A 26,754-nucleotide genomic window follows, 5' to 3' on the forward strand; every position below is an offset into this window, starting at 1 on the left:
GGGAGTGCGGTGCGGCTGACCGACGGGTGAGGCGTCAGGGCCGGCACGGAGTGAATGGGGCTGCTCCGGAGTTCGCTGCGCCGGCCTTGACAGTGAGCGGGTTTCTGACAGACAGTCAGAAACCCGCTCGCTTCGTTCGTGTGCCCGGCTCCCTGCGCAACGGGCGTACGGCCACCAGAAGGGGAGGCCGCCGACGTGCACCTCGCCCCCACCGCGCGCCAGGAGCAGCTGCGCAGCCGGCTACGAAGCTACTTTCGTGAGTTGCTGCCGAACGGGCCGGTCGAGGACGCCGCACAGCAGCGTGCGGTGCTGCGCCGGATCGGCGCCGACGGCATGCTGGGGATGGGCTGGCCGACCGCGTACGGCGGGCAGGGCCGCGGGCCCGACGAGCAGTTCGTCTTCTTCGACGAGGCGTACCGCGCGGGCGCTCCGGTCTCGATGGTCACGCTCAACACCGTCGGCCCGACCCTGATGAAGTACGGCACCCCGCAGCAGAAGGACTTCTTCCTGCCCCGCATCCTCAGTGGCGAGCTGGTCTTTGCGATCGGCTATACGGAGCCCGAGGCCGGCACCGACCTTGCCGCACTCCGCACCCGCGCGGTGAAACAGCCGGGTGGAGCGGGCGCAGCCGAGGGCACCCACTGGCTGATCAACGGCGTCAAGAGCTTCACCAGCAACGCCCACCGGGCCGACTGGATCTGGCTCGCCTGCCGCACCGACCCCGACGCGCCCAAGCACCGAGGAATCTCCCTCCTCCTGGTGCCCACCGACGCACCCGGCTTCTCCTGGACGCCGATCGAGACGGTCGGCGGGCTGATGACCACCGCCACCTACTACGACGGCATCCGCGTCCCGGCCGGGAACCTCGTCGGCGAGGAGAACGGCGGCTGGCAGCTGATCACCCACCAGCTCAACCACGAACGCGTCGCCCTGGCCGCCCTCGGGATGCAGGCCGAGGACTCCTTCGACGCGGCGCTGGCGTACGCCCGTACGCCGGATCCGGAGACCGGCGAGCGGCCCGCGGATCGCCCCTGGGTACGGTCCCGGCTCGCCGAGGCGCACGCCCGGCTGGCCGCGACCCGGCTGCTGAACTGGCGGCTGGTCGGCGACGTGGGCGCCGGGACGCTCAGCCCCGGAGACGCCGGCGGGGTGAAGTTCGCCGGGACGGAGAGCGCCGTCGAGGTCTATCGAATGTGCCAGGAGGTGGCGGGGGACGCCGCCCTGGTACGGGCCGGTTCACCGGGCGCCTTCGGGAACGGCGAATTGGAGCGGATGAACCGTGCCGCGCAGATCAACACCTTCGGGGGCGGAGTGAGCGAGATCCAGCGGGAGATCGTCGCGACGATGCGGCTGGGGATGCGGAGGGGGCGGCGATGAGCGAGGTGGCGCAGGAGGGGCCGGCGCAGGGGGAGTCGGCGCGGGAGCAGCGGGCGGAGGGGGAGCCGGCGCACCGGGAGCCGGGGCCTGGGGCGCGTACCGCCCGGGCCGTGGACGCGCTCCCCCACGAGCGGCTCAAGGCGTACGAGGGGCGGCAGGCCGCGACCTCGGGGGTCGGCAAGGACCTGGTCAACGCGCCGATGATCAGGCATTGGTGCGAGGCGGTGGGCGACACCGGACCGGCCTATCGGGGGCCGGATGCCATCGCTCCGCCGACGATGCTCCAGGCTTGGACGATGGGTGGCCTCTCCGGCCATACGGACCGCTCGGGCGCGTTCGACGAACTCTTCGCGCTGCTGGACGGCGCCGGGTACACCTCCGTCGTCGCCACCGACTGCGAGCAGGAGTACCTGCGGCCGTTGCGGCCGGGTGACCGCATCACCTTCGACGCGGTGATCGAAGCCGTATCGGAGCGTAAGACGACAAAGCTGGGGACGGGGCACTTCGTCACGACGCGGATGGACGTACGCGCGGACGGGGAGCCGGCGGGGACGCATCGCTTCCGGATCCTCAAGTACGCCCCGGCGGCCGGGAAGGCCCCGGACGCCCGGGAGGCCCCGCCGGAGCGGAAGCCCGAGCGGCCGCCGGAACGGAATCCGGAGCAGCCCGCCGCAGCCGCTCGGTCCGCCCCGCGGCGCCCCCGCCCCGTCATCAACCGCGACAACGCCGGCTTCTGGGAAGGCGTCGCCCGGCACCGGCTGCTGATCCAGCGGTGCACGGGCTGCCGGACGCTGCGGTTCCCCTGGCTGCCGGGGTGCTCCCGGTGCGGGTCACCGGAGTGGGACACCGTAGAGGCGAGCGGCGAGGGAACGGTCTTCTCCTACGTCGTGCTGCACCACCCGCCCTTCCCCGCCTTCGACCCGCCCTACGCGGTCGGACTGATCGAACTCGCGGAGGGGGTGCGGATGGTCAGCAACATCGTCGGCGTCCCGTACGACCAGGTGCGCATCGGCATGCCCGTCCGGCTCGCCTTTCAGCGGGTGGACGAGGAGTACGAGCTGCCGGTCTTCCGTGCGACGCCGGGCGGTGAGGGGTGACATGGACTTCACCCCCACACCGGAGCAGACGGCGGCCCGCGAACTGGCTGCGGAGATCTTCGGCGATCTGTCCACCCCCGAGCGCCTCGCCGACTGCGGCGGCGGTACGGACGCCGAGCTCTGGAAGGCGCTGTGCACGGCCGGGCTGCCGGGCGCGGTGGCGGAGACCGGGCTGCTCGGCCTCGTCCTGATGCTGGAGGAGCAGGGGCGTACGACGGCGCAGGTGCCGTTCGCCGCGAGCTGCGTCTACGGCCTGCTGGCGGTCGGTGCGCACGGCGATGCGGACCAACGGGCGCGGTTGCTCACGGCGTTCCAGGACGGCGCCGCGATCGCGACCGGGGCCTTTCCGGCCCGGCCGGGCGGGGTGCGGGCGGCGCCGTCGGCGGACGGGGCGGGGCGGCTGACCGGCAGCGTCCCCGTAGTGCCGTGGCTGTGCGCGGCCACCCATGTGCTGGTGCCGGACGGGGCGACGCGGACGCTGTGGCTGCTTCGTACCGACGCCCCCGGGGTGCGACGGGACCCGGTCGAGACCACCGCCCCCTGGTCGGCGGGCCGGCTCACCCTCGACGACGCCCCTGCCGAACGCCTGGGGCCGGACGCGGCCGAATGCCTGGGCTCGGACGAGGCCGAACGTCCGGGCCGGGACGCGGCCGCACCGCAGTCGCCCGCCACCCGCCCGTACGCCGATGTCCTGGCCACCGCCCGTACCGCCTTCGCCGGCCTCCAGGCCGGGGTCTGCGCCGGGTCCCTGGCGCGTGCGGTGTCCCACACGACCACGCGTGAGCAGTTCGGCCGTCCGCTCTCCACCCACCAGGGCGTCCTGCTGCGCGCCGCCGACGCCTATATGGACACCGAGGCGATCCGGCTGACCGCGTACGAGGCGGCCTGGCGCCGGGACGCGGGCCTGGACGCCGGGGAGCAGGCGCTGACCGCCGCCTGGTGGGCCGCCGAGGCGGGCACCCGTGTGGTGCACACCGGCCAGCATCTGCACGGCGGTATCGGCGCCGACCTGGAACACCCCGTCCACCGGCACTTCCTGTGGGGCCGGCAACTGGCCGGCTATCTGGGCTCGGGCGCCGAAGTGCTCGAAGAGCTGGGGCAGTTGCTCACGTCACGGGAAGCGCGGGATTTGCAGAACCGGCAGGAGGCCACCCCATGAAAGCCGGTGACGAGATCAATCCAGGTGACGAGCTTCCGGCGCTCACCGTCCCGATCACCCGCACCCTGATCGTCGCCGGAGCACTCGCCTCCCGTGACTACCAGGACGTGCACCACGACACCGAGGCGGCCCGGGAGAAGGGCTCCCCGGACATCTTCATGAACATCCTCACCACCAACGGGCTGGTCGGCCGCTATCTCACCGACCACTTCGGGCCGCGCTGCGTCCTGCGCAAGGTCGCCATCCGCCTGGGCGTCCCCAACTACCCGGGAGACACCATGGTGTTGCGCGGCACCGTCACCGAGGTGTCGGACGGTACGGCCGTGGTGCGGATCGTCGGTGCGAACGGCCTCGGCCACCACGTAACCGGCACGGCGACGGTGAGCCTCCCGGAAGACGCGACGACGATGAGCCACCCCAAGGGCACCACATGAGCATCCACCGCGCCGACTCCCTCGGCGGCCGTGCCGCGATCGCCGGAATCGGTGCGACCGAGTTCTCCAAGGACTCCGGCCGCAGCGAACTGAAGCTCGCCGTCGAGGCCGTACGGGCCGCCCTCGACGATGCCGGGCTGAGCCCCGCGGACGTCGACGGCATGGTCACCTTCACCATGGACACCAACCCCGAGATCACCGTCGCGCAGGCGGCCGGCATCGGCGAACTGTCGTTCTTCTCCCGGGTCCACTACGGGGGCGGCGCGGCCTGCGCCACCGTCCAGCAGGCGGCCCTCGCGGTCGCCACCGGCCTCGCCGAAGTCGTCGTCTGCTACCGCGCGTTCAACGAGCGCTCCGTCCGCCGCTTCGGCTCCGGCGTACAGCAGCGGGAGCCCTCCGCCGAGGGGGCGGCACTCGGCTGGAACCTTCCGTTCGGCCTGCTCACCCCCGCCTCCTGGGTGGCCATGGCCGCCCAGCGCTACCTCCACACCTACGGGCTGACGCCGGACGCCTTCGGCCATGTCGCGGTCACCGACCGCCGCCATGCCGCCACCAACCCGGCCGCGTACTTCCACCGCCGGCCGATCACCCTCGCCGACCACGCCGCCTCCCGCTGGATCGTGGAGCCGCTGCGGCTGCTGGACTGCTGCCAGGAGACGGACGGCGCCCAGGCGATCGTGGTGACCTCGCCCGAGCGGGCCCGCACGCTGCCTAACCCGCCGGCACTGATCACCGCCGCCGCACAGGGCGCGGGCCGCGCCCAGGAGCAGATGACCAGCTTCTACCGCGACGCGCTGACCGGCCTCCCCGAGATGCAGGTGGTCGCCCGCCAGCTCTGGCGCACCTCCGGACTGACCCCCGCCGACATCGACGTCGCGATCCTCTACGACCACTTCACCCCCTTCGTGCTGATGCAGCTGGAGGAGTTCGGCTTCTGCGCCCCCGGCGAGGCCGCCGATCTCGTCGCCGCGGACGCCCTCCCCCTCAACACCCACGGCGGCCAGCTCGGCGAGGCCTATCTGCACGGCATGAACGGCATCGCCGAGGCCGTCCGCCAGCTCCGCGGCACCTCCGTCAACCAGGCCGGCACCCCCGCGCATGTACTGGTCACGGCCGGCACGGGGGTGCCGACCTCGGGGCTGGTCCTGGGCGCGGACGGCTAGCGGCTGCCCGGCGGCTTCCGCAGGTCACCGCCGTCCGCCAGGCCTACGACACCGCCCAGGAAGAGGCGGCAGCCTGGGACGGGTGGGACAGAAGGGGAGGGTGTGGCACGCGCCGTCCCCTTGGGGGAACCGCCCCGGCCGTCCCCCCAAAGGAGGTCCGGCGGCCCCTACCCGTACAACTTGAGGCGGATGACGCTTCGGCACCTGGGGGCGATCCGCTGGGACCACCCTCGCTCCTAGCGTGGTCCACATGACCACGCCAGTGTGCACAAGCGCTTCGACCGCCGCTGTGTTCCCGACGTTCTCGTCCTATGTACGGGCCCGGGGGCCGGTCCTGCTGCGCGCTGCGCGGTCGATGTCCGGTAACCCGAACGACGCCGAGGACCTTCTCCAGACCGCGCTCACCAAGACCTTCATGGCCTGGGAGCGCATCGAGGACCACCGCGCCCTGGACGGCTACGTCCGCCGCGCGCTGATCAACACCCGCACCTCCCAGTGGCGCAAGCGCAAGGTGGAGGAGTTCGCCGTCGACGAGCTGCCGGAGCCGGACCCGCTGCCGGCGCCCGACCCGGCCGAGCTCCAGGGCCTGCGCGACGCGATGTGGCGCGCGGTGCTGCGACTGCCGCCCCGCCAGCGGGCCATGGTCGTCCTCAGGTATTACGAGGACCTCAGCGAGGCCCAGACCGCCGAGGTCATGGAGGTCTCGGTCGGCACGGTCAAGAGCGCCGTCTCCCGCGCCCTGGCCAAGCTCCGCGAGGACCCGGAGCTGGGGATGATCGCCTGAGGGGACGCGGGCGCCCGAGGCCTTTCGTCCCGAGTCAGCCCCGGTCGGCGGCGTACGCCAGGAAGTCGGCCCAGGCAGCCGGTTGGACGCGCAGCTGCGGACCGTGGGGGTTCATGGAGTCGCGGATGCGGATGGTGTCGGGGGTGGTGGCGACTTCGATGCACTCGTTGCCATTGCCCTGGTCGCTGTAGCTGCTCTTCTGCCAGGCAACTTCTACGCAGTCGTTGTTGTCGCTGCCGCTGTAGCTGCTCTTTCTCCACACCAGCGTGGTACCGGAAGGCCTCAGCGTCATGTCTCTCCCCGCAGCTTCTCGATGAATGCCAACGACTCTCGTGGGGTGAGAGCCTGGGACCGGATGATTCCATACCGCAGTTCGAGGACCCGAAGTTGCTTGGGGTCGGAGATCGCACCGGCAAAGGATCGATCCTCGGCGCGGCCCACAACGGAACCATCACCGAACTTCAGGACCTCAATCTCGCCGCCCATTCCGGCGTGGTCCTCGCGGTCGGTCGGCATTACCTGGATCTCGACGTTACGCAACTGTCCGATCTCCAGCAGACGTTCGAGTTGTCGGCGCAAGGCCATTGTGCCTCCGAGGGGGCGACGAAGCGTCACCTCTTCCTGGACAAACATGAGCGCTGGAGCAGGAGCTCGATCGAAGATTGCCTGTCGGTTCATGCGGGCCGCCACGAGTCGCTCCACCTCGTCCTGCGAGTACGCAGGCCTTCGCATCTCGAACAGTGCCGTCGCGTACTCCTTCGTCTGCAATAGTCCATGCAGGTTGTGGTTGCTGTAGCCCCCGAGTTCGACCGCTTCCGACTCCAGCTTGGCCAATTTCCGGACCTTCTTCGGGTACCTGGCCTGCTCCAGGTCCTCCTTCATTGCGGCGATCTTGCCGCCCGCCCCCAGCACCTCATCCGCCTTGTCGAGGAACTCCGGGCGGGGGATACGCACACCCCGCTCGATCTTGTAGATCAGGTTCTCCCCGTACCCCATGAGCGCCCCGAATTCCGCCGGGCTCAGTCCCGCGGCCTTGCGCCACATTTTCAGCTGGCGGCCGACCGCCTCGACGACGGCTTGTGTCTCGTCTTCCGGGCCTTCCCAGCTCGCCTCATCCGCTCCGTCAACGTTCATCCGCTCCCACCTCCTGGACAGCGGGGACACTCCTGGACAACGCCAGGACAGTCACCGTGCGTACCGGCCGAATCACTTTTCAGCGTAGACACGGACGACCACGCTGAGTGACGTGAATCAGGAAATCGCCGCGTACAAGCTCCAGTTCAAGGTCCAGCTGTCCGCCACCCGCCGGGGTGCCCGCCTCGCGCGGCTCCTCGCCACGGAGGAACTCCGGTCATGGGGGCTGCCGTTCGAAGCCCCGGCTCAGGTCGTTGCCGAGCTGGCCGCGAACGCCGCTACGCACGGGTGCGTACCCGGCCGGGACTTCCGCCTCGCCGTCCTGTCTGACGCGGACACGCTCCGTATCGAGGTGACGGACGCCCGGGGTGACCGGCTCCCGGCCCCTCCGGACACGGGCGTACGGGAATCGGGTTACGGCCTGATCCTCGTCGAGGCGCTCGCCGACCGATGGGGGACGTGCTGCGGACCGTTCCCCTGCAAGACGGTCTGGGCGGAATTCGACCTGCCGATGTGGGGCCGATGAGGCGGCCGGCCGCCCGTCCACCGGAGCCCGGAAACCCGTGCTTCTGTGTGCCGCGCCGAGGTTCCGAGCCTAGACACTGCCGCTGCCCAGCCGCGGCGGCGCATCATGCGGCACCCTGACGTGATGGTGATCGCCGAGGCGGACATGGAAGTCGAGGGACCCTTCGATCCGCGTACCCTCATCGCCGCGATCGAAGTCGTTTCCCGGTCCAACCCGGACAACGACTGGGTGAGCAAGATGCGCGACTACCCCCTCCTGGGTATTCCGCTGTATGTGATCTTCGACCCGCTCTCCGACATCCACCCGACGCCGAGCGGCCCTCGCTACGCCACCCGCAAGGAATTCGTGTACGGCGAGGATGTGACGATCGGAGAGTGGACGATCACCACTCAGGACCTGCCGCTTTACGCGTAGTGGTGTACGTGGGCCGCTTATGTCCCCCGGCTCACCATCAGCCTCCCCACCGCCTGCTCCAGCTCCGCGATGCGGTCGGCGAGGCGGGACTTGTCGGAGCCCTCGGCGTCGCGCAGGAGGAGTTCCACCTCGGCGAGCTGGCCGGCGATCTCCGCGAGGCGGGAGGCGTCGCCGGCGGCCGACTGCGGGGGCTCGGCGGGCTCCGGGGCTCCCGGGGCCGGTGGGAGGTCGGGGTGCGGGGCCGTCGTCGGCTGCCCGGCCTTCTCGGCCCCCGGTGGTTTCTGGGATTCCTCCGCTGCCGGCGTCGAGGCCGCAACCGTGGCGGTTGCGGCGCCCGTCGGGGTCGTTGCCCCCGCCGGGGCCGGCGCGCCCTCGCCGCCGGGGTGCTCGGGCGAGGTCAGCAGGCGCTTCAACTGCTCTGCCTGGGCGGCCAGTTGACGGTTCTTGCGGAAGAGTTCGAGGAAGACGTTCACCTTGGTGCGCAGCAGCCAGGGGTCGAACGGCTTGATCAGGAAATCGGCGGCGCCGACCGTGTAGCCGCGGTAGGCGTAGTTGGGGTCGACGGAGGCGCCGGTGAGGAGGATGACCGGGACGTCCTTCGTCTGGTCCAGGCCCTTGATGTTGGCGGCGGTCTCGAAGCCGTTCATGCCCGGCATCAGCACATCGATGAGGACGACCGCGAATTCCTCGCGGAGCATGGCCTTGAGGGCCTCCTCGCCGGAGCGTGCGCGCACCACCTTCTGGGTGAGCGAGCCCAGTACGGCTTCCAGCGCGACGAGGTTCTCCTCCATGTCGTCGACGATGAGGATGCTGGGTGAGGTGTCCGGTGCGGTCGTCATGACTGCTCCCCCGTCGTTCCCTGGTCGTCCTGGCTCGTGTCCCGGTCTGTGGCCTCGTCGGCGGTGGTCTCGTCGGCGTCAGTGATCTCGCCCGTATCGGAGGCCTCGCCCCCCTCCTGGCGCTCAGGAGGCGTATCGGGGCAGCCCTCCTGAGGGTCCAGGAGGCGGCAGATCACGGTCAGCAGCCGGTCCACATCCACCGGTTTGGGGATGTAGTCGTTGGCTCCGCTCTCGATGGCCTTTTCGCGGTCGCCCGGCATGGCCTTCGCGGTGAGCGCGATGACCGGGAGGTCCGCGAATCGAGGTGCCTGCCGGATGGCATTGATCATCTCGTAACCGTCCATTTCGGGCATCATGATGTCCATCAGGACCAGCGAGACATCCGGTGTCCGGTTGAGGACTTCCAGGCCCTCGCGGCCGTTCTCGGCGTACTTGACGGTGATGCCGACCCGGCCCAACACGTGCGTGAGCGCGAAGACATTACGGATGTCGTCGTCGACGACGAGGATGCGGCGGTCGGCCAGCACCTCGCCGGGGCGGCCGCTGAGCCAGTCCTTGAGGCGGGTGGTCTCGGGCCAGGTGACGGCATCGCCTTCGGCGGACGGAGCCGTCACCGGTGCCGTCGGCTCATGGGGTTCCTGGCCGCGGAAGAGGTCCCCGCGCGGCGTGCTCTCCAGGGCCTCGGGCGCGGACGTGCGCTGTTCGCCCAGGGTGGGCAGGGGAGCCCGGGTCGGAGCCTGGACGGCCGGTGCGGGACCCTCCGCGGTGAGGGGCCCGGCGGTGGAACCCGTGGCGGTGGAGGGGCCGGTGTAGCGAGCGGGCACGTACAGGGTGAAGGTCGAACCGACGCCCGGCTCGCTCTCGGCGATGATCCGGCCGCCCAGCAGTGCGGCCATGTCACGGCTGATGGAGAGGCCGAGACCGGTGCCGCCGTATTTGCGGTTGGTGGTGCCGTCGGACTGCTGGAACGCCTCGAAGATGCCGTCGAGTTTCTCCGACGAGATACCGATGCCGGTGTCCTTGACGGAGAGCGCGATGACGTCGTCGGCGGTGCGCAGGGATTCTTCGTCGAAGTCCGTGCCCGGTACCCGCTGGACGATGAGTTCCACGCCGCCGGAGGAGGTGAACTTCACGGCGTTGGACAGCAGGTTGCGCAGGATCTGCTGGAGGCGCTGTTCGTCGGAGAAGAGTTCCTTGGGGACGTTCTCGCCGACCTTGACGTCGAAGGTGAGGCCGCGGTCGAGGGTGAGCGGCTTGAAGGTGGCCCGGACGTAATCGAGGAGTTTGATCAGCGGCAGGTTCTTGGGGTGGACGTCCATCCGGCCGGCCTCGATCTTCGACAGATCGAGGATGTCGTTGATGAGCTGGAGCAGGTCGGCGCCCGCACGGTGGATGGTGACGGCGAACTCCACTTCCTGGGGGGAGAGCCGGCCCTCGGGGTTGTCGGCGAGGAGCCGGGAGAGCACCAGCAGGGAGTTCAGCGGGGTGCGCAGTTCGTGCGACATATTCGCCAGGAATTCCGACTTGTACTGCGAGGAGGTGGCCAGCAGTGCCGCCTTCTCCTCCAACTCGGCGTTCGTCAGCTGGAGTTCGTCCGAGCGCTGGCGGAGCTCGGCGGTCAGACGCTGGGATTCCGAGAGCAGGGACTCCGTACGGGCGTTGGCGATGATGGTGTTGATCGAGACGCCGATGGTGTTCACGAACTGGTCGATGAAGGCGAGGTGGACGTCGCTGAACCGGCTGAACGAGGCCAGCTCGATGACGCCGAGCACCTGGTCCTCGAAGAGGATCGGGAGGATGACGATGCTGGCGGGGGCCGAGGCCCCGAGTCCGGAGCTGATGGTGATGTAGTCGGGCGGGACGGCGTCGACGACGATGCGCTTCTTCTCCATGGCGGCCTGGGTGATCAGGCCCCAGCCGGGGGTGCCCAGCCGCAGCCGCGGCAGGGAACGGCGGCCCTCGGGCTGCCCGGTGCCGTACCCGGCGATCAGCTCCAGTCCCTCGCCGGGCTCGGCGCCCGCCTCGGCCAGGAAGAACGCGCCGAACTGCGCGTTCACCAGCGGGGTCAGCTCGCGCAGGATCAGATCGGCGACCTCGACCAGGTCGCGGTGGCCCTGCATCAGACTGGCGATACGGGCCAGGTTGGACTCCAGCCAGTCCTTGGCGCGGGTGGTCTCGCGGAGGTTGGCGACCATCAGGTTGATGTTGTTCTTCAGGGCGGCGACCTCGCCCTGGGCGTCCACGGTGATCGAGCCGGACATGTCGCCCTGGGTGACGGCGCTGGCCACCTCGGCGATCGCGCGGACCTGTGTCGTCAGGTTCAGCGCCAGCTCGTTGACGCTGGTGGTCAGCCGCTTCCAGGTGCCGTAGACGCCCTCGACCCGGGCCTGGCCGCCCAGTTGGCCCTCACTGCCGACCTCGCGGGCCACCCGGGTCACCTCGGACGAGAACGACGACAGGGTGTCGACCATCGTGTTGATCGTCGTCTTCAGTTCGAGGATCTCGCCGCGGGCATCGACGTCGATCTTCTTCGACAGGTCGCCCTTGGCGACGGCGGTGGCGACCTGGGCGATGTTGCGGACCTGGGAGGTCAGGTTGTCGGCCATGGAGTTGACGTTGTCGGTGAGGTTCTTCCAGACGCCGGAGACGCCGTGCACCTGGGCGCGGCCGCCGAGCCGGCCCTCGGTGCCGACCTCGCGGGCGACTCGGGTCACCTCGTCCGCGAACGCCCGCAGCTGCTGGACCATCGTGTTGACGGTGTCCTTCAGCTCCAGGATCTCGCCGCGGGCATCGACATCGATCTTCTTCGACAGGTCGCCGTTGGCCACCGAAGTGGTCACCTGGGCGATGTTGCGGACCTGGGAGGTCAGGTTCAGCGCCATGAAGTTGACGTTGTCGGTGAGGTCCTTCCAGACCCCGGATACCCCCCTGACCTGCGCCTGACCGCCGAGGTTTCCCTCCGTGCCGACCTCGCGGGCCACGCGGGTGACCTCGTCGGCGAAGGCGGAGAGCTGGTCGACCATGGTGTTGATCGTCGTCTTCAGTTCGAGGATCTCGCCCTTGGCCTCGACGGTGATCGTCTTGCCGAGGTCGCCCTCCGCGACGGCGGTGGCGACCAGGGCGATGTTGCGGACCTGAGAAGTCAGGTTGTCGGCCATGAAATTGACGCTCTCGGTGAGGTCGCGCCAGACCCCGGAGACGCCCCTGACCTGCGCGCGGCCGCCCAGCCGGCCCTCGGTGCCGACCTCGCGGGCCACCCGGGTGACCTCGTCGGCGAAGGCGGAGAGCTGGTCGACCATCGTGTTGATCGTCGACTTCAGTTCGAGGATCTCGCCCCGGGCATCCACGGTGATCTTCTGGCTCAGGTCGCCGTTGGCCACCGCCGTCGTCACCTGGGCGATGTTGCGGACCTGCCAGGTCAGGTTGGACGCCATGAAGTTGACGTTGTCGGTGAGGTCCTTCCAGACCCCGGATACGCCCCTGACCTGCGCGCGGCCACCGAGCTGACCCTCGGTGCCGACCTCGCGGGCCACCCGGGTGACCTCGTCGGCGAACGCCCGCAGCTGATCCACCATCTTGTTGACGGTCAGCTTCAGCTCCAGCAGCTCGCCGGTGGCCTCCACCGTCACCTGCTGGGTCAGATCGCCGGTGGCCACCGCCGTCGTGACCACGGCGATGTCGCGCACCTGCGCCGTCAGCCGCGACGCCATGGTGTTGACCGCCTCGGTCACATGGAGCCAGTCGCCGGCGAGCCCCTGGACCTTGGCCCGGCCGCCCAGCCGGCCCTCGGTGCCGACCTCGCGGGCGACCCGGGTGACCTCGCCGGTGAACAGCGACAGCTGGTCGACCATCCGGTTCACCCCGCTGCCCAGCCGGCGCAGATCGCCGCGGAGCTGGCGGTTGCCGTCGTGCAGATCGACGCGCTGGGTCAGATCGCCGTCGGCCACCGCATCCAGCACCCGGGTGGCCTTGGCGAGCGGGACCACCAGCGCCTCCAGCACGGTGTTGGCCGCCTCGATGTTCGTCGTCCAGGTCCCCTGGCCGGGGCTCGCGGAGATCCGCTCGTCCAGCCGGCCCTGCCGGATGACCTCGCCCCGTACGCGCTGGAGCTCGGTCGCCAGATGCTCGTTGCGGGCGATGATCTGGTTGAGGACGCCGGCCATGTCGGCCAGCACGGGGTCCGAGGAGCCGCCGTCCGGCATGGTCTGCACACGTGTGGTGAAGTCCCCGTCGCGCAGCGCATTCAGCGCCGCGAGCAGCGGCCGCAGCTCACTGGTGCGCACCCATTGGCCATCCGACGGGGGCCGGCCAGGGGGCGGTGCGGGCCCGGGCCTCTCCGCGGGCCGTGCGCTCTCGGCGGCCTCGGTGGACTGTGTGGACGCGGGGGGATCCGGGGGTTGCGGAGCAGACTCGCGCCGGGTCGGGTCGAGCGCCATGACACACCATCCCCCCAAAGATCGATATGGAGAAGGTCCAGTCGGGCAGAGTGATCCATTTGGGCAGGTATGACATAGTATAAAGCGCCCGTAGATGTATTTTCCCGGCACATCCAGGGGGTGCAGTGACCTCGCTGTCCTCCCCGCCCATGACGGAATCCGTCTCCCGCAAAGGCCTGCCGGCGAACCAGCTTGCCGCGGCCGGTGCGCGCAAGTTCGTGCATGCGCTGCTCTCCGAACGGGCGGCCGCACCACCCGCCACGGCCGGGCCCGGAGCGGCGGCGATCAGCCAGGAGCTGATCCATGACGCCGTCCTGCTCACCAGTGAACTGGTCACCAACGCCGTGATGTACGCCGGCACCGATATCGATGTGACCTGCCGCCTGGAGTACGGCCGGCCCGGCGAAGAGGGCGAGGGCAAGCGACGGGGCCGGGCCAAGGTGGGCGTCGTCATGGAGGTCTCCGACCGCCACCCCTCCCGGGGGGTACGCGGCGGGGTGGACTCCCGCAGCGGAGAGCCGGGGTACGGGCTCCAGCTGGTGGGCGCGCTGGCGGAGTCCTGGGGCGTGACCTACCACAAGGCGGTGAAGACCGTCTGGTTCCGTCTGGAGGCCACCGAGGGCGAGCCCGGCACCGCCGGGAGCCCGTCCCGGCAGCTCGACAGCCGCAGCGCCGAGCCTCCCGCACCGCTGTCTCACCCCGTGCGCGAGCGCGCCCGCCGGCCCGGGTTCGCCGCCGAATGGGCCGACCGCGGGGGCCCGTCCTTCCTCGCCGAGACCAGCGAGCTGCTGGCCGGGCAGCTCGACCAGGACATGGTCACCGCGCTCGCCGCCCAGCTGCTGGTGCCCCGGCTCGCCGACTGGTGTGCGATCTGGCTGACCACCGAGGGCGGCGGCATGCAGCTGTCCCGGGTCTGGCACGTCGACGAGCGGCGGATCGTCCCGCTCCGCGACGACCTGGAGCGGGACCCGCCGACCGAGGTCGTCCGCACCGCCGGCATCCCCTGGCCCTGGCCGGAGTGCGCCGGTGCGTCCTCCACGGGCGGGTCGGCGCTCGCCTTTCCCCTCGTCGCCCGGGACACCGACCAGGGCGTGCTGCTGCTCGGCCGGGCGGGGCACCTCCAGATGACCGACACCGTGGTGCGGATGGTCGAGGACGTGGCACGCCGGGTCGCACTGGCCGTGTTCACCGCCCGCCAGTACACCCGGCAGACCACGATCAGCCTGGCGCTCCAGCGCCGGCAGCTGCCCGCGTCGCTCGCCAGCATCGTCGGTGTCGACACGGCGATCGTCTATGAGCCGCACGGGGAGGGCCAGACCGTCGGCGGTGACTTCTACGACGTCTTCCCGATGGGCGACCGCCGCTGGTGCTTCCTGCTCGGCGACGTCCAGGGCAAGGATCCGGAGGCGATGTCCGTCACCGGCCTGGCCCGCCACCTCGTGCGGCTGCTGGCCCGTGAGGGACACGGCGTCGAGTCGGTGCTCGGCCGGCTGAATCTGGCCATGGCGGAGGAGAGCGCCGAGGCGGTGGAGCTGGGCGGCGAGCAGGCCACCTCCCGCTTTCTGAGCCTGCTGTACGGCGAGCTGGAGGTCGACCCGGGCGTACCGGGGGCCCGCTGCACGGTCGCCACGGCCGGCCACCCGCCACCGCTGCACATGTTCCTCGACGGCACCGTCGAGCCGGCCGCCGAGCCGCAGATGCTGCTGGGTATCGACGAGGGCACCGAATTCCAGGCCAGCTCCTTCACCCTCGCACCGGGCGAGACGCTGCTGTGCGTCACCGACGGGGTCACCGAACGCCGCAGCGGCAACTGGCAGTTGGACGACAACGACGGTCTGATGGAAGTGCTGCGGGACGGTATGGGGCTGGGCGCCAAGGCCCTCGCCGAGCATGTACGGCGCGCCGCGCACGACTTCGGCACCGGGCCGGTCGAGGACGATCTGTCGGTGCTGGTCCTTCAGGCGGTGACCCCGGAGGCCGACCGGCGCCCGTGAGGCCGGCCGGTGCGGCCGACCGGACCTCGTGGCGGGGAGCGGCGGCCGGGGCCGCGCTCTTACCGCCTGCCGTCGGCCTTACCGCCTGCCGTCGGCCTTGAGGAGCACCGGCTTGCCGCCACCGGCGATCACTCCGCCGCCCATACCGCCGACGGGGTCGAACTGCCCGGCGAACAACGGGCGGCCGACCGAGGGGCCGTCGCCGCCCGGACGCAGGACCGGTGCGGCCTGCGGGGCCGCCTGGGCGGTGCCGCAGGCGAGCACACCGATACCGCCCAGGGCGGCAAGGACGACGCAACGGCCGAGGTGGGGGCGCATAGGACGCTCCTGTCAGAAGAGAAATCGGAGGAGAAAAACGAGTGCCCGGATTCCGGGTGATCGTCAGCGTGCTGCGCGGCACGGAGACGGCACAAGCAACGTGCCGACAGGGCCATCCCTGTGGGTGAACCGGGCGGCCCGGCGTCCCGGCCGGTTGACCCGGACCGGGACGTGGCCCGTGCGCCCGCACGGGAGGGCGAGCCGGGGAGGGGCTCGTCCGTCGCCGCATCCGGTCATGAGCGGGCAAGAACACACCCCGGAGGGCGTGACATACCAAGCGGTATGCGCCGACAATCGCAGCACCACTAACCGCCCGTAACAAAGCGGAGGCACCCGGTGCTCAGCACGATGCAGGACGTACCGCTCACCGTCTCGCGAATCCTGGCCCACGGGGCGACGGTTCACGGTGAGTCGCAGGTCATCACCTGGACCGAGGGGGACCCGCACCGGCGCACCTTCGCCGAGATCGGCGTCCGGGCCGCGCAGCTGGCCCATGCGCTGCGCGAGGAGCTGTCCGTGGCCGACGAGGAACGGGTCGGCACCCTCATGTGGAACAACGCGGAGCACATGGAGGCCTATCTCGCGATCCCCTCCATGGGGGCGGTGCTGCACACGCTCAACCTGCGGCTGCCCGCCGAGCAGTTGGTATGGATCATCAACCACGCCGAGGACCGTGTCGTCCTCGTCAACGGCAGCCTGCTGCCGCTGCTCGCCGCGCTGCTCCCGAAGCTGCCGAACGTGGCGCACGTCGTGGTCGTCGGCCCCGGTGACCGCTCCGTATTGGACGGCGCCACGGCGCGGGTGCACGACTACGAGGAGCTGCTCGCCGGCCGGCCGGAGAGCTACGCCTGGCCGGAGATCGACGAGCGGGAGGCCGCGGCGCTCTGCTACACCTCCGGGACCACCGGCGACCCCAAGGGCGTGCTCTACAGCCACCGTTCGCTCTATCTGCACTCCCTGCAGGTCAACACCGCCGAGGCGTTCGCCCTCACCGCGCGCGACATCACCCTCCCGGTCGTGCCGATGTTCCACGTCAACGCCTGGGGCCTGCCGCACGCCGCGTACATGGCCGGCGCGTCCCTGCTGATGCCCGACCGCTTCCTCCAGCCCGCGCCGCTGGCCGAGATGATCGAGACCGTACGGCCCACCATCGGCGCCGCCGTGCCCACCATCTGGCAGGGCCTGCTCGCCGAACTCGACGCCACCCGACGAGACGTCGCCTGTCTGCGGACCGTCGTCATCGGCGGCTCGGCCTGCCCGCCCGCCCTGATGCGCGGCTTCGAGGAGCGCCACGGCATCCGGGTCGTGCACGCCTGGGGGATGACCGAGACCTCGCCGCTGGGCAGCGTCTCCCACCCGCCTGCCGGGGTCAGCGGCGACGAGGAGTGGGCCTACCGCGCCACCCAGGGCCGCTTCCCCGCCTCCGTCGAGGCCCGGCTGATCGGTCCGGACGGTGAGCGGCTCCCCGCGGACGGCCGGTCCGCCGGCGAACTGGAGGTCCGCGGGCCCTGGATCGCCGGTGCCTACTACGGCGGTGCCAAGGGCGAACCGCTGCGCCCGGAGGACAAGTTCAGCCCCGACGGCTGGCTGCGTACCGGCGACGTCGGCACGATCACCCCGAACGGCTATCTGACGCTGACCGACCGGGCCAAGGACGTCATCAAGTCCGGCGGCGAATGGATCTCCTCGGTCGAGCTGGAGAACCACCTGATGGCGCACCCGCATGTCGTGGAGGCCGCGGTGGTGGCCGTACCGGACGACAAGTGGGGCGAGCGGCCGCTGGCGACGGTGGTGCTCAACGAGGGCGTGACCATCGGCTACGAGGAGCTGAAGGCGTTCCTCGGCGAGCGGGTCGCGCGCTGGCAGCTGCCGGAGCGCTGGGCGGTGATCGAGGCGGTGCCCAAGACGAGCGTGGGCAAGTTCGACAAGAAGGTGCTGCGCAAGCAGTACGCGGACGGGCAGCTGGAGGTCACCCTGCTGGCGTGAGCCGCCGGCCGTGAGCGGTGCTGTGGGGCCGGGCGTCCGCGGCGTGGGCGTCCGGCCCGCCGGCCGTCGTCAGTTCGTGCCGATCTTGGCGAGGAGGTCGACGATCCGGGCCTGGACCTCGGCGCTCGTGGAGCGCTCCGCCAGGAAGAGCACCGTCTCCCCGACGGCCAGCCGGGGCAGCTGCGCCGGATCCATGTCGGCGGAGGTGTAGACGACCAGCGGGGTGTGGTCGAGCAGCCCGTTGGCGCGCAGCCAGTCGACGATGCCGGTCCGCCGGCGGCGCACCTGCATCAGGTCCATCACGACCAGGTTCGGCCGCATCTGCTGGGCGAGGGTGACCGCATCGGCGTCCGCGGAGGCCCGTGCGACCTGCATCCCGCGCCGCTCCAGCGAGGCGGTCAGGGCGGCCGCGATGTCGTCGTTCTGCTCGATCAGCAGCACCCGCGGCGGATGCACCTCACTGTCGCGCGGGGCCAGCGCCTTGAGGAGCACGGCCGGGTCGGCACCGTACGCGGCCTCCCGGGTGGCCTGCCCCAGCCCGGCCGTCACCAGCACCGGGACCTTGGCCGCGCCCGCCGCCTGGCGCAGCGACTGCAGCGCGGTGCGGGTGATCGGCCCGGTCAGCGGGTCGACGAAGAGCGCCGCCGGATACGCGGCGATCTGGGCGTCCACCTCCTCACGGGAGTTGACGATCACCGGGCGGTAGCCGCGGTCGCTGAGCGCCTGCTGGGTGGCGCCGTCCGGCGCCGGCCAGACCAGCAGCCGGCGCGGATTGTCCAGCGGCTCCGGCGGCAGCTCGTCGTCCTTCGGCATCGGCTGACGATCCATCACCTCTATGGCGCCGTTCGGACCGTCCAGCGGCTCGGGGCCCTCGCTGCCCTCGTCGGGCGCGGAGATCGCAAAGGCCCGGCCCTCGCTCGCGTCCAGCAGATGCGGCTGCGGCGGGGCGGCGGCCGGGTGCTGTGCCTGCTGCTGCGGCGGTGCCCCGGGGTGCGGATGCTCGGCCGCCGCGGGCCCGGCGTCCGCCGCCCGCGCACCCTCCTGCGGCGGCGCGGCGAGCTTACGGCGGCGGCCCGAACCGGCGGAGGTACCGCCGGGCGGCGTGCTGCCGGGGGGCAGCGGCGGACGCTGCTGGTCGGCGATCTGCTGCGCGAACGGCACGCCCTGCCCCAGCGTCCGCACGCTGAACGCCCGCCCCTGTGAGCCGTCGTCCTCGGCGGCGGGCGGCAGCGGCTGACGGTGCGACGCCGCGGCGGGCCCGCCCTGCGCAGGCGCAGACGGGCCCGCGGCCTCCTCGGCAGGACTGGGGCGACCGCGCCGGCGGCCGGTGGGGGCGGGGGCCTCGGCGGCCTGCTGGGGGGCGGCGGGCTGGGGCACACCGGCATCCGGCGCCGGGGCGATACCGGCCGCCGTGCCGGTGGCCGTACCCGTCGCCTCGGCCGGTTCGGCGGGCTGCGCCACGAGCCCCTCCGGGCCCGCCACGAAGGTGCCGGAGGACTCGGCGTCGGCCATCGCGGCCGCCGCGCGCTCCTCGGCCGCGGCCCGCCTGGCCCGCCGCCTTCCGCTCGGCTCGCCGTCCCAGTCGGCGCCCTGCGGCGGCGTGGAGTCGCCGGCCGCGGCAAGCTCGTACCCCGGCTGCGCACCGGACATCGACGCCTCCGGACCGCCGGCCACCGGACGGCGCGCCCGACGGCGACCCGAGCCGCTGCCGCCGGCCTGACCGGCCTGCTGATCGGCCATCTGCTCGGCGGCCGCGGGCAGCTCCGGCAGCGACGACTGCGGGGTACGGTCCGCCGCGGCGGGCGGCAGCGCAAAAGCGGTACGGGCACCGGACGCCTGCTGAGCCCGGGAGGCGGCGGCGCGGTCCCCCGCACCTTGCGCAGTGCGCTCGGGCGCCTCGGCCAGCGCCCGGCGCGCCCGTCGACCGGCCGGCTGTACCGGGCCGAGCCCCTGGGGGCCCGCGGCCTGCGCGGGAACGTGGGCTTGACCGGGAGCCGTGGCCTGGCCCGGTGCCGGGGCCTGCCCCGGAATCTGCGGACGCGCCGGAACCGCGGCCGCCGGATCCTGGCCGGGCGCCTCGGCCGAAGCCGCCGCGGGACCCTGCCCGCCGGCCGCCCCGTGGCCCGGCCGCTGCTCCGCCGTCCCGTTCGCACCGGCGGGGAGCGCGGGCAGGCCGCCGCCCTCCGTCGCCCCCTGCCGCGCCCGGCGCCGTCCGGTCGGCGGCACGCCCTCGGCTCCCGCCATGCCCGGCGGCAGCCCCGCACCGTTCGTCCCGTCACCGTGCTGCGGGTGCGCTCCCCGGCCGCCGTCGGTGGCACCGGAGCCCGTCTCGCTTCCCTCCGCGCCCGAGTGCCGCGCCCGGCGGCGACCGGTCGGCTGCGCCCCGCCCGCCTGGGCCGGGACCGCGCCATGTCCCGCACCACCATCGCCGAGCGGCCGGCCGGATCCTCCGGTTCCGCCGTCACCACCGGCGGGGCCCTGGCGGCCCTCGTCGTCCGGACGCTCACCGGCCGCGGGGTCCGCCGCATCGCCCTGGGTGCCCCGCGCACGCGCGGCCGGCACCGGCATCACCGTCGTCTCGTTGCCGGTCAGCTCGGCCGGCCGGTCCGCCCCGGCCGTCGCGCCGTCCAGGGCCGCGCCGTCCGCCGCCACCGGCAGCTCCAGCACGTACGAACTGCCGCCCGCACCGGGCCCGCCGCCGGGCGCCCCCGGCACCTCGTGCGTCTGCATCAGCCCGCCGTGCTGCCGCACGATGCCGCGGACGATCGGCTCATGGACCGGATCGCCGCCGCCGAACGGCCCGCGCACCTCGATCCGTACGACATCCCCGCGCTTGGCCGCGGCCACCACGATCGTCGAATCGCCCGGGATCGGCCCCGACCGCCCGCCCAGGGCGGCCTCACCGGCCGGCATCCGGCCCGTCGAATCGACCCCCGCGACATCCGCGATCAGATGCGACAGCGCCTGGGCGATCCGCTCCGCGTCGACCGTCGCCTCTATCGGCGGCGCATGCACCGCGAACTGGGCCCGGCCCGGCCCGATCAGCTCGACCGCGCCCTCCACGCCGGCCGCGACCACGGCGTCCAGCGAAACCTTCGTGCGGTTGAGCTTCTCCTTGCCGGAGTCCAGCCGCTGATAGCTCAGGACGTTGTCCACCAGCGTCGTCATCCGGGCGTGGCCGGCCGCGAGGTGGTGCAGGATCTGGTTCGCCTCGGGCCACAGCTGCCCGGCCGGGTCGGAGGCGAGCGTGCCCAGCTCGCCCTTCAGCTCCTCCAGCGGCCCGCGCAGCGCCTGGTCGAGCACCGCCAGCAGCTGGGTGTGGCGGGCCGCCAGCGCATCGAAGGCGCGGCGGTCGGTGAAGGTCATCACCGCACCGACGAGCTGATCGCCGTCCCGCACCGGCGCCGTCGTCAGATCGACGGACACCGCACGCCCGTCCTTCGCCCACAGCGCCTGCCCGCGCACCCGGTGCTTGCGCCCGGACTTGAGCGTGTCGGCCAGCGGGGTGTCCTCCCACGGCAGCGCCGAGCCGTCCGCCCGGGAGTGGTGGATGAGCGGATGCAGCTCCTTGCCGCCCAGCTCACTCGCCCGGTAGCCGAGGATCTGCGCCGCGGACGGATTGACGAGCACGACCTTGCCCTCGGCGTCGACCCCGATCACACCCTCGGCCGCGGCCCGCAGGATCATCTCGGTCTGCCGCTGCTGACGGGCCAGCTCGGTCTCGGTGTCCAGCGTCCCGGTCAGATCACGGACGACGAGCATCAGCAGCTCGTTGCCCGTATAGCCATTGCGGTGATCGGCGTACGCCGCCTCGAAGGCCGACTCGTACGGGGTCCGCCCGTCCTCCAGATTGGCGCTGGTCACCTCGACCAGCAGCTCCGTCCCGTCCGTCCGCCGCGCGACCATCCGCGTCGGCTTCGTACGGGTGCGCTCCTCCTCCTCGTCCCGGCGCCGCATGGAGCCCGGGATCCGCTTGGAGTCGAAGGACGGCAGCAGATCGAGCAGCCCGCGCCCCACGAGGGCGGTGCCCGGCGCCTCGAAGGTCTCCAGCGCGATGGTGTTGGCATTGACGACCGTGCCGTTGCAGTTCACGAGCAACAGGGCGTCGGGGAGGGCGTCGAGTATGGCTGCGAGGCGAGCAGCGCCTCGGGATGGCCTGCTGCTCACGACGACGCTTCCTCCCTGTTACCGCACCTTGCCGATCCACCGTGGCGGATCGCTGGGATGGAGTCTACGGGCACTTGCCCGGGACGCGGAGGCGGATGACGAGGAGGTAATGCCACGGCCCTGTGCGACTCACCGCAGGCCCGACATGTGCCCCTCGTCCTGACCTGCCGCGCTACTACGGCACGAACCGGGTCATGAACGGGTTGAGGGGAGCAGGGGTTCGAAGCGCCCCCAGCGGTCGATCTCACACCCATTGGTGCGCCGGAAATCCGCGTTGACGGGACGCCCCGCCCAGGTCCCGGTGACATGGGCGGTGGCCGGGCCGCCGTACATCATCGTGCAGTTCGCACCCTGCGGCACGGCGGCGAACGGGTCCCTGCCCCACCTCGTCATCCCGTCGAGCTTCGCGCAGGCGGCCTTGACATGGAGGTGGTTGCCGCCGCCGGGGTGGCAGTACAGCTCGAAGGTGCCGTCGGTCCGCGCCGAGCCGGAGTGCTGGACGGTGACCGTGAGGTGGTCGCCGACCGCGAGGTGCGCCGCCGCCGGCCCGTGGCCGACCGGGAGGTAGTGACCGTCGGGCGTGCGGGGCCCGGCGGCATGGTGGCCGGCGCCGACGAGGCCGTCACCGGACCAGTGATGCGGCAGCGGGATCGGGGCGGCCGACGCGACGGGCGCCGCCAGGGCCAGCGCGGCGACGGAGGCGAGGGACACTGCGGCCGCCGTGGCGGAGCGGCGGGCGCCGGCCGCGGCTGCGGCTGCGGAGAAGAGGGATGACGTCCGGTGGTGCGGCATCACAGGCTCCAGAGGCGAGTGCGGGGCGGCACGGGGTGCGTACACGCCGGGGGCGCACGACAACGGCGTCGCGACGGCCCCACACTCCTAACGCGCCGCCGCCCCCGACGTTGCGCTGCAGGAACGTCTTTGCCGGGTGGCCCGCGCGCCTAGTACCGTAGGGGGCGATTGGTGACAGCCCTTGGAGCTGTGCCATCATCTGGACACGCCACAGCGTGCATGTGCGCGCGTGGAGTGTGTGGAGGCGTCGCCTAGTCCGGTCTATGGCGCCGCACTGCTAATGCGGTTTGGGGCTTACCCCCCATCGAGGGTTCAAATCCCTCCGCCTCCGCTCTTCTTCGCTCAGGCCCCGGTCTTCCCGACCCGGGCCTGAGCGCTTTCCGGGCCGGAATGATCACGGCCTGACTTCCTGCTCGGGTCCGCCGGGGCTTTGCGTCTGGGGTTCTGCCTGGCTTCCGGGCCCACCGGCCGGTGTCCCGGGTTCCGGGCCCACCGGCCGGTGTCCTGGGTTCCGCCCACGCCGGCGTGTCACTGCCAGCGGCCGCCTGGCCTGGGAGGGCATCCTCCGGAGCTCCCGCACCACGCGGCTCCGGATGTGGCGCGCGTCACCGCCACCGTCGAACGCGAGGTCCTTGTCACCCCTCGGCACCCTCGGCCGCCTTCGGCACTCTTGACGGCTGACGCCCTGGACCCCTTCCGAAGAGGGCTACACCCGCCCGAACTTCGCCCGGATCATCGAGAACGCCCCCTGGCCCGAGTGCCCCCGAGAACACCCCCACAAGGGCGTTTCTGCAGGTCAGCGGCGCTACGGGCAATGGATTTCGCCTCACGGCACAGGTCATGTAATGTTGTTCCCGCAACGCCGACCGGCAAGAAAAACCGCCGGAAAGCCAAGCGCTCGTAGCTTAACGGATAGAGCATCTGACTACGGATCAGAAGGTTGCAGGTTCGAATCCTGCCGAGCGCACAGCAGGTCAAAGCCCCCGCCGGGTAATCCGGGCGGGGGCTTTTTCGTGCCGTACAGCAGCGAAGTACAGCAACCGGGTCAGCGGGTCAGCCGCTGCCACCCATCGCCTCGGAGAGCTTGCCGAGGGCGGCGCGCACCTCTTCCTCACTCGCCTCGGCGTAGACCTCCATCGTCATCGCGATCTGGGAGTGGCGCAGGATGCGCTGAGCCACCTTGGGGTGGACGCCGAGGGCGACGAGGAGCGAGCTGCAGGTGTGCCGGGTGTTCCGCAGCGGCATGACCCGGAGGCCGGCGCGGCGGGCACGGAGAGCGAACATCCGGGTGAGGTTCCCCGGCTCGATCGGCGTGCCGTATTTCGTCGTGAAGACCAGCCCGTGACTGTCCCGCCAGAGATCACCGGCTGCTTTCCGGTCCCCGGTCTGCTGAGCGCGTCGCATCCGGAGGGCTTTGAGGCAGAGCGCGGGCAGCGGCAGGAAGTCGTCCGACTCTTTCGGTGGCTCGGGGCCACGACCTGCCCGATCATTCTCGACCAGGCCGACGGCCGCCGCCACGGACGGAGCAAAAGTGGCTCCCGATCCCGCCGATGCAGTGGCTCCCGTTCACCCCGACAAAATCAAGCACCGGCACGTCCGCCTTCGCGCTGCGCTGGGGCCTGCCGCGCGGTGGCGTCCGGGCCTCGGGATCACGGCATCAAGAAGGGCGGCGGACCGCACTCATCGTGGAGCAACGCCATCCCCAGGGCCGTGACCGTATGGATCACGGTGTTGCGGTGACGCCGGCTGCGGATCAGGTTCGCCTCGCGCAGCACCGCTGCCTGGTGGCTGGCCGTCTGGATGGGGACGTGCGCGCGTTCGGCGAGCTGAGTCGTGGTGCACGCTGCCGTCGCGACGACTTCCAGGACGCGCGCTCGCGTCTTCCCCAACAGCGCGGCCACGGCCTGTTGCCGGGGCGTGTGCGGCGACGCCAACCAGTCGAGGCTGCGTTCGACCGGATACACCAGGACGGGCGGCAGCCCCGTGTCCAGAAACGTCGTGGGAGCGCCCCAGCAGAAGAACGACGGCTGCAGCGTCAGGCCCCGGCCGTCGAGGTGGACGTCATGGTCGGCGGGAAAGGCGAGTTCGAGTACTGGATAGTGCCAAGTCGCGGACGGATGCAGGGCGGCGAGCACCCCTTCCCACCCGGTCGCGTCGATGTCGCGGGTCCGCCACTCACGATCACGCTCCACCTGCCGCCGCACCTGCGGCCAGACCGGCTCCAACGCGGCCGCGAAGTACGCGGTGACCGCGTCGGACACCGCTGACACCGCTCCCGGGGCGCCCTCCGCCAAACCGCGCGTCCAGGCGGGCAGTGGGCGTCCGGGGTGGCGGTCGTGCAACTCCTGCAGGTCGTTGCGTAATCGCGTACGCGGCGTCCGTCGCAGGGTCTCCATGCCCGCCGCCAGCGACGGGCCCGCGCCCGCCGGGGTCAGGAAGTCGACGGCGTATCCGGTCGGGGGAGCGAGAGCGGCCAGCAGATGCGCCGAAGGCGCCAGGCGCGTCGTGACCGTCCGCCGCCAGTCACCGAAGTACACCGCCCCGCTCGGATGCCGCAGCCGGTATGAGCTGAGCAGCACCTCCCACAGCGGGTCGGGCGTCGGGACCATCCGGATGCGCGCCAGATCGTCGCTGGTGAAGTGGATCCGAAGCATGGCGGGGCCTTCTCTCCTCCGTCTTCCCACCTCTCTGGGAAGACGTTGCCAGGGTTGCCCGGCCCGGGACAGTCTTCTTTCAGCACTTGTCAGGCGACATCCGCAAAGAACACACAAGTGCCTTGAAGGGGGTAAAAGAATGCGTATGAACAGGAAGCTCACAGCCATCGCCGGCGGCATCGTGCTCACCGGCAGCCTGCTGGGAAGCGCGAGTGCAGCCAGCGCGGCACAGAACTCTCCGTCGGCGGCGTCGGACTGCCCGTCGGGCTACTACTGCGTCTGGTCCGGGGAGAACTACACCGGCCACCGGCAGCAGGTCAAAAAGAACAACCCGGACCTGACCGTCTACTCGGTCTTCCAGAACTTCAAGTCGTGGTACAACCACGGCGCTTCCTGCGACTTCCGGTGGTACTCAGGCAAGAACTACAGCGGAAGCAGCGGAGTCGACGTGAGGGGATCCAAGGGGTCCCAAAGCGCGGCCATGTACATCGAGTCCAACAAGTGGGTCAACTGCTGACCAGCGCCCCGCCGAGCACAAGAGGGCGACGCCCCATCAGGGCGTCGCCCGCGCGGTACGGCGCAACACAGAAGGCGAGGGCGAGATGCTGCTGTTCGGCGGCTGCACCGCGCCCGCCGGCACACCCCTGGGGCACCGCCTGCACCTCGCCGGTCGTGTGTGGTGGTGCATGTGGCAAAGCGACATTTGCCAGTCACTCACACAGATGAACGCAGTTCGCGTCATGTCTTCGGACTCGCCCCGCCGCTCCATGCCGAGCCGGGTTGGCCAGCTCTTACGTAAACGTGAATTTACGGCCATTAGGGGTGAGCGCTCCGCCCCGAGGCTATGGGTGCCAGAGCTAGCTTGACAGCCATGACCACCTCTAACGCTGCGGCCCCCCAGCAGGGCGGCTCCTGGGTCCAGACTGGTCCACTCGCCTTCAGCCACAGCCTCACCGGCGCTGACGGCGCCTGGGAGCAGATCTCCGAGGCCCCGACACTCACCATTCCCTACGCCGGGGTATGGGAGATCGCCTACCACGCCCACGGAAGCTTCTCTCTGCCCTCGAACGGCGCGGTGGTGCTGATCCGCACAGCGCTGTACAAAAACGGCGTGATCATCGATGGCAGCGAAGCGGTGTCCGGTATTCAATCGGCCGCGGGTTTCGGCTTCCAGAACACCTTCGGGCAGACGCTCCTACACACCTTCGCCGCCCAAGACCAAGTGGCACTCTACGCGCACCGCCAAGGGCCCGCCGCCGCCGTCGCTGCCGTCAGCAGCGGTGGCGACGGACGCACCGGAGTCATGGCCCACTGGGTGAGCCCAGGCTTCTGAGAACTGGAAGGAGTGGGTGGGTTGGGCTGGTCGGTGCCACCGTCCGGCAGCGCTGACGGCAACCCTGACGGCAACGACGGCACACAGAGACCGTTGATCTCGATCATCGGCGATCAGCCGGTAGGGAGGCGTCGGCCCCGCCCAACA

Annotated in this window: 19 protein-coding genes, 2 tRNA genes and 2 pseudogenes; 14 read left to right on the forward strand and 9 right to left on the reverse strand. The window is 71.2% G+C overall.

The window, feature by feature from the left end; all coding sequences use genetic code 11:
* Positions 1-195: 195 nt before the first annotated feature.
* The 6 genes from BKA18_RS19190 (at position 196) to BKA18_RS19215 (ending at position 6,014) form a co-directional block, all read left to right on the forward strand.
* Positions 196-1,377, forward strand: coding sequence for an acyl-CoA dehydrogenase family protein (locus tag BKA18_RS19190; RefSeq protein WP_366043981.1), 1,182 nt, complete (start codon positions 196-198; stop codon positions 1,375-1,377).
* The gene (locus tag BKA18_RS19195) at positions 1,374-2,474 is read left to right on the forward strand and encodes a bifunctional MaoC family dehydratase N-terminal/OB-fold nucleic acid binding domain-containing protein (RefSeq protein ID WP_366043982.1); all 1,101 of its coding nucleotides are present in this window, start codon (positions 1,374-1,376) and stop codon (positions 2,472-2,474) included. Before BKA18_RS19190 ends, BKA18_RS19195 begins: the two co-directional genes overlap by 4 nt.
* Position 2,475: 1 nt before the next feature.
* Positions 2,476-3,633, forward strand: coding sequence for an acyl-CoA dehydrogenase family protein (locus tag BKA18_RS19200; RefSeq protein WP_366043983.1), 1,158 nt, complete (start codon positions 2,476-2,478; stop codon positions 3,631-3,633).
* Positions 3,630-4,067 carry a MaoC family dehydratase gene (locus tag BKA18_RS19205; protein WP_366043984.1) on the forward strand — a complete coding sequence of 146 codons (438 nt, stop codon included), beginning with the start codon at positions 3,630-3,632 and terminating at the stop codon, positions 4,065-4,067. Before BKA18_RS19200 ends, BKA18_RS19205 begins: the two co-directional genes overlap by 4 nt.
* Entirely contained in the window at positions 4,064-5,230 is a 1,167-nt protein-coding gene (locus BKA18_RS19210) for a lipid-transfer protein (protein ID WP_366043985.1), read from the forward strand. Before BKA18_RS19205 ends, BKA18_RS19210 begins: the two co-directional genes overlap by 4 nt.
* Before the next feature lie 250 nt (positions 5,231-5,480).
* On the forward strand, positions 5,481-6,014 hold the full coding sequence (locus BKA18_RS19215; RefSeq protein ID WP_366043986.1) for a SigE family RNA polymerase sigma factor: 534 nt from the start codon (positions 5,481-5,483) through the stop codon (positions 6,012-6,014).
* A 34-nt stretch (positions 6,015-6,048) separates the two neighbouring features.
* On the opposite strand, the gene BKA18_RS19220 is transcribed toward BKA18_RS19215, so the two are convergent.
* Both BKA18_RS19220 and BKA18_RS19225 read right to left on the reverse strand, forming a co-directional pair.
* Positions 6,049-6,306, reverse strand: coding sequence for a DUF397 domain-containing protein (locus tag BKA18_RS19220; protein WP_366043987.1), 258 nt, complete (start codon positions 6,304-6,306; stop codon positions 6,049-6,051).
* Positions 6,303-7,148: a helix-turn-helix domain-containing protein gene (locus tag BKA18_RS19225; protein ID WP_366043988.1), complete on the reverse strand. Its 846-nt coding sequence runs from the start codon at positions 7,146-7,148 to the stop codon at positions 6,303-6,305. Before BKA18_RS19225 ends, BKA18_RS19220 begins: the two co-directional genes overlap by 4 nt.
* A 112-nt stretch (positions 7,149-7,260) precedes the next feature.
* Here BKA18_RS19225 and BKA18_RS19230 point away from each other — a divergent pair, with 112 nt between their 5' ends.
* On the forward strand, positions 7,261-7,674 hold the full coding sequence (locus tag BKA18_RS19230; protein ID WP_366043989.1) for an ATP-binding protein: 414 nt from the start codon (positions 7,261-7,263) through the stop codon (positions 7,672-7,674).
* A gap of 102 nt (positions 7,675-7,776) precedes the next feature.
* Positions 7,777-8,088, forward strand: a pseudogene (locus tag BKA18_RS19235) (Uma2 family endonuclease); the annotation flags it as partial.
* Between the two features lie 17 nt (positions 8,089-8,105).
* Here BKA18_RS19235 and BKA18_RS19240 read toward each other — a convergent pair.
* Positions 8,106-8,927: a response regulator gene (locus BKA18_RS19240; RefSeq protein ID WP_366043990.1), complete on the reverse strand. Its 822-nt coding sequence runs from the start codon at positions 8,925-8,927 to the stop codon at positions 8,106-8,108.
* Positions 8,924-13,363, reverse strand: coding sequence for a HAMP domain-containing protein (locus BKA18_RS19245; RefSeq protein WP_366043991.1), 4,440 nt, complete (start codon positions 13,361-13,363; stop codon positions 8,924-8,926). Before BKA18_RS19245 ends, BKA18_RS19240 begins: the two co-directional genes overlap by 4 nt.
* A gap of 149 nt (positions 13,364-13,512) precedes the next feature.
* On the opposite strand from BKA18_RS19245, the gene BKA18_RS19250 reads away from it, so the two are divergent.
* The gene (locus BKA18_RS19250) at positions 13,513-15,357 is read left to right on the forward strand and encodes a SpoIIE family protein phosphatase (protein WP_366043992.1); all 1,845 of its coding nucleotides are present in this window, start codon (positions 13,513-13,515) and stop codon (positions 15,355-15,357) included.
* Positions 15,358-15,435: 78 nt separating this feature from the next.
* On the opposite strand, the gene BKA18_RS19255 is transcribed toward BKA18_RS19250, so the two are convergent.
* Positions 15,436-15,675 carry a hypothetical protein gene (locus BKA18_RS19255; RefSeq protein ID WP_366043993.1) on the reverse strand — a complete coding sequence of 80 codons (240 nt, stop codon included), beginning with the start codon at positions 15,673-15,675 and terminating at the stop codon, positions 15,436-15,438.
* Between the two features lie 336 nt (positions 15,676-16,011).
* On the opposite strand from BKA18_RS19255, the gene BKA18_RS19260 reads away from it, so the two are divergent.
* Positions 16,012-17,661 carry a long-chain fatty acid--CoA ligase gene (locus tag BKA18_RS19260; RefSeq protein WP_366043994.1) on the forward strand — a complete coding sequence of 550 codons (1,650 nt, stop codon included), beginning with the start codon at positions 16,012-16,014 and terminating at the stop codon, positions 17,659-17,661.
* 69 nt (positions 17,662-17,730) lie between these two features.
* Here BKA18_RS19260 and BKA18_RS19265 read toward each other — a convergent pair whose 3' ends face one another.
* Positions 17,731-21,828, reverse strand: coding sequence for a PAS domain-containing protein (locus tag BKA18_RS19265; protein WP_366043995.1), 4,098 nt, complete (start codon positions 21,826-21,828; stop codon positions 17,731-17,733).
* 192 nt (positions 21,829-22,020) lie between these two features.
* Positions 22,021-22,620 carry an SSI family serine proteinase inhibitor gene (locus BKA18_RS19270; RefSeq protein WP_366043996.1) on the reverse strand — a complete coding sequence of 200 codons (600 nt, stop codon included), beginning with the start codon at positions 22,618-22,620 and terminating at the stop codon, positions 22,021-22,023.
* Between the two features lie 240 nt (positions 22,621-22,860).
* On the opposite strand from BKA18_RS19270, the gene BKA18_RS19275 reads away from it, so the two are divergent.
* Positions 22,861-22,951: transfer RNA gene (locus BKA18_RS19275), tRNA-Ser, on the forward strand.
* 563 nt (positions 22,952-23,514) lie between these two features.
* Positions 23,515-23,587 (forward strand) — tRNA-Arg (locus tag BKA18_RS19280).
* 86 nt (positions 23,588-23,673) lie between these two features.
* Here BKA18_RS19280 and BKA18_RS19285 read toward each other — a convergent pair.
* Both BKA18_RS19285 and BKA18_RS19290 read right to left on the reverse strand, forming a co-directional pair.
* Positions 23,674-24,078, reverse strand: a pseudogene (locus BKA18_RS19285) (tyrosine-type recombinase/integrase); the annotation flags it as partial.
* A 191-nt stretch (positions 24,079-24,269) separates the two neighbouring features.
* Complete coding sequence (locus BKA18_RS19290) at positions 24,270-25,274, reverse strand: ArsR/SmtB family transcription factor (RefSeq protein ID WP_366043997.1); 1,005 nt, start codon at positions 25,272-25,274, stop codon at positions 24,270-24,272.
* A 145-nt stretch (positions 25,275-25,419) separates the two neighbouring features.
* Here BKA18_RS19290 and BKA18_RS19295 point away from each other — a divergent pair, with 145 nt between their 5' ends.
* Together BKA18_RS19295 and BKA18_RS19300 are read left to right on the forward strand one after the other, a co-directional pair.
* Positions 25,420-25,791: a peptidase inhibitor family I36 protein gene (locus tag BKA18_RS19295; RefSeq protein WP_366043998.1), complete on the forward strand. Its 372-nt coding sequence runs from the start codon at positions 25,420-25,422 to the stop codon at positions 25,789-25,791.
* 354 nt (positions 25,792-26,145) lie between these two features.
* Positions 26,146-26,607, forward strand: coding sequence for a hypothetical protein (locus BKA18_RS19300; RefSeq protein WP_366043999.1), 462 nt, complete (start codon positions 26,146-26,148; stop codon positions 26,605-26,607).
* Positions 26,608-26,754: the final 147 nt, after the last annotated feature.

Source organism: Streptomyces auratus (genome assembly GCF_050433025.1).
Taxonomy (GTDB): domain Bacteria; phylum Actinomycetota; class Actinomycetes; order Streptomycetales; family Streptomycetaceae; genus Streptomyces; species Streptomyces sioyaensis.

Coding starts and splice junctions, on each gene's coding strand:
- BKA18_RS19225 (WP_366043988.1), bottom strand. CDS start 7,148: ATGAACGTTGACGGAGCGGATGAGGCGAGCTGGGAAGGCCCGGAAGAC.
- BKA18_RS19270 (WP_366043996.1), bottom strand. CDS start 22,620: ATGCCGCACCACCGGACGTCATCCCTCTTCTCCGCAGCCGCAGCCGCG.
- BKA18_RS19195 (WP_366043982.1), top strand. CDS start 1,374: ATGAGCGAGGTGGCGCAGGAGGGGCCGGCGCAGGGGGAGTCGGCGCGG.
- BKA18_RS19295 (WP_366043998.1), top strand. CDS start 25,420: ATGAACAGGAAGCTCACAGCCATCGCCGGCGGCATCGTGCTCACCGGC.
- BKA18_RS19240 (WP_366043990.1), bottom strand. CDS start 8,927: ATGACGACCGCACCGGACACCTCACCCAGCATCCTCATCGTCGACGAC.
- BKA18_RS19215 (WP_366043986.1), top strand. CDS start 5,481: ATGACCACGCCAGTGTGCACAAGCGCTTCGACCGCCGCTGTGTTCCCG.
- BKA18_RS19220 (WP_366043987.1), bottom strand. CDS start 6,306: ATGACGCTGAGGCCTTCCGGTACCACGCTGGTGTGGAGAAAGAGCAGC.
- BKA18_RS19300 (WP_366043999.1), top strand. CDS start 26,146: ATGACCACCTCTAACGCTGCGGCCCCCCAGCAGGGCGGCTCCTGGGTC.
- BKA18_RS19250 (WP_366043992.1), top strand. CDS start 13,513: ATGACGGAATCCGTCTCCCGCAAAGGCCTGCCGGCGAACCAGCTTGCC.
- BKA18_RS19205 (WP_366043984.1), top strand. CDS start 3,630: ATGAAAGCCGGTGACGAGATCAATCCAGGTGACGAGCTTCCGGCGCTC.
- BKA18_RS19210 (WP_366043985.1), top strand. CDS start 4,064: ATGAGCATCCACCGCGCCGACTCCCTCGGCGGCCGTGCCGCGATCGCC.
- BKA18_RS19200 (WP_366043983.1), top strand. CDS start 2,476: ATGGACTTCACCCCCACACCGGAGCAGACGGCGGCCCGCGAACTGGCT.
- BKA18_RS19255 (WP_366043993.1), bottom strand. CDS start 15,675: ATGCGCCCCCACCTCGGCCGTTGCGTCGTCCTTGCCGCCCTGGGCGGT.
- BKA18_RS19290 (WP_366043997.1), bottom strand. CDS start 25,274: ATGCTTCGGATCCACTTCACCAGCGACGATCTGGCGCGCATCCGGATG.
- BKA18_RS19245 (WP_366043991.1), bottom strand. CDS start 13,363: ATGGCGCTCGACCCGACCCGGCGCGAGTCTGCTCCGCAACCCCCGGAT.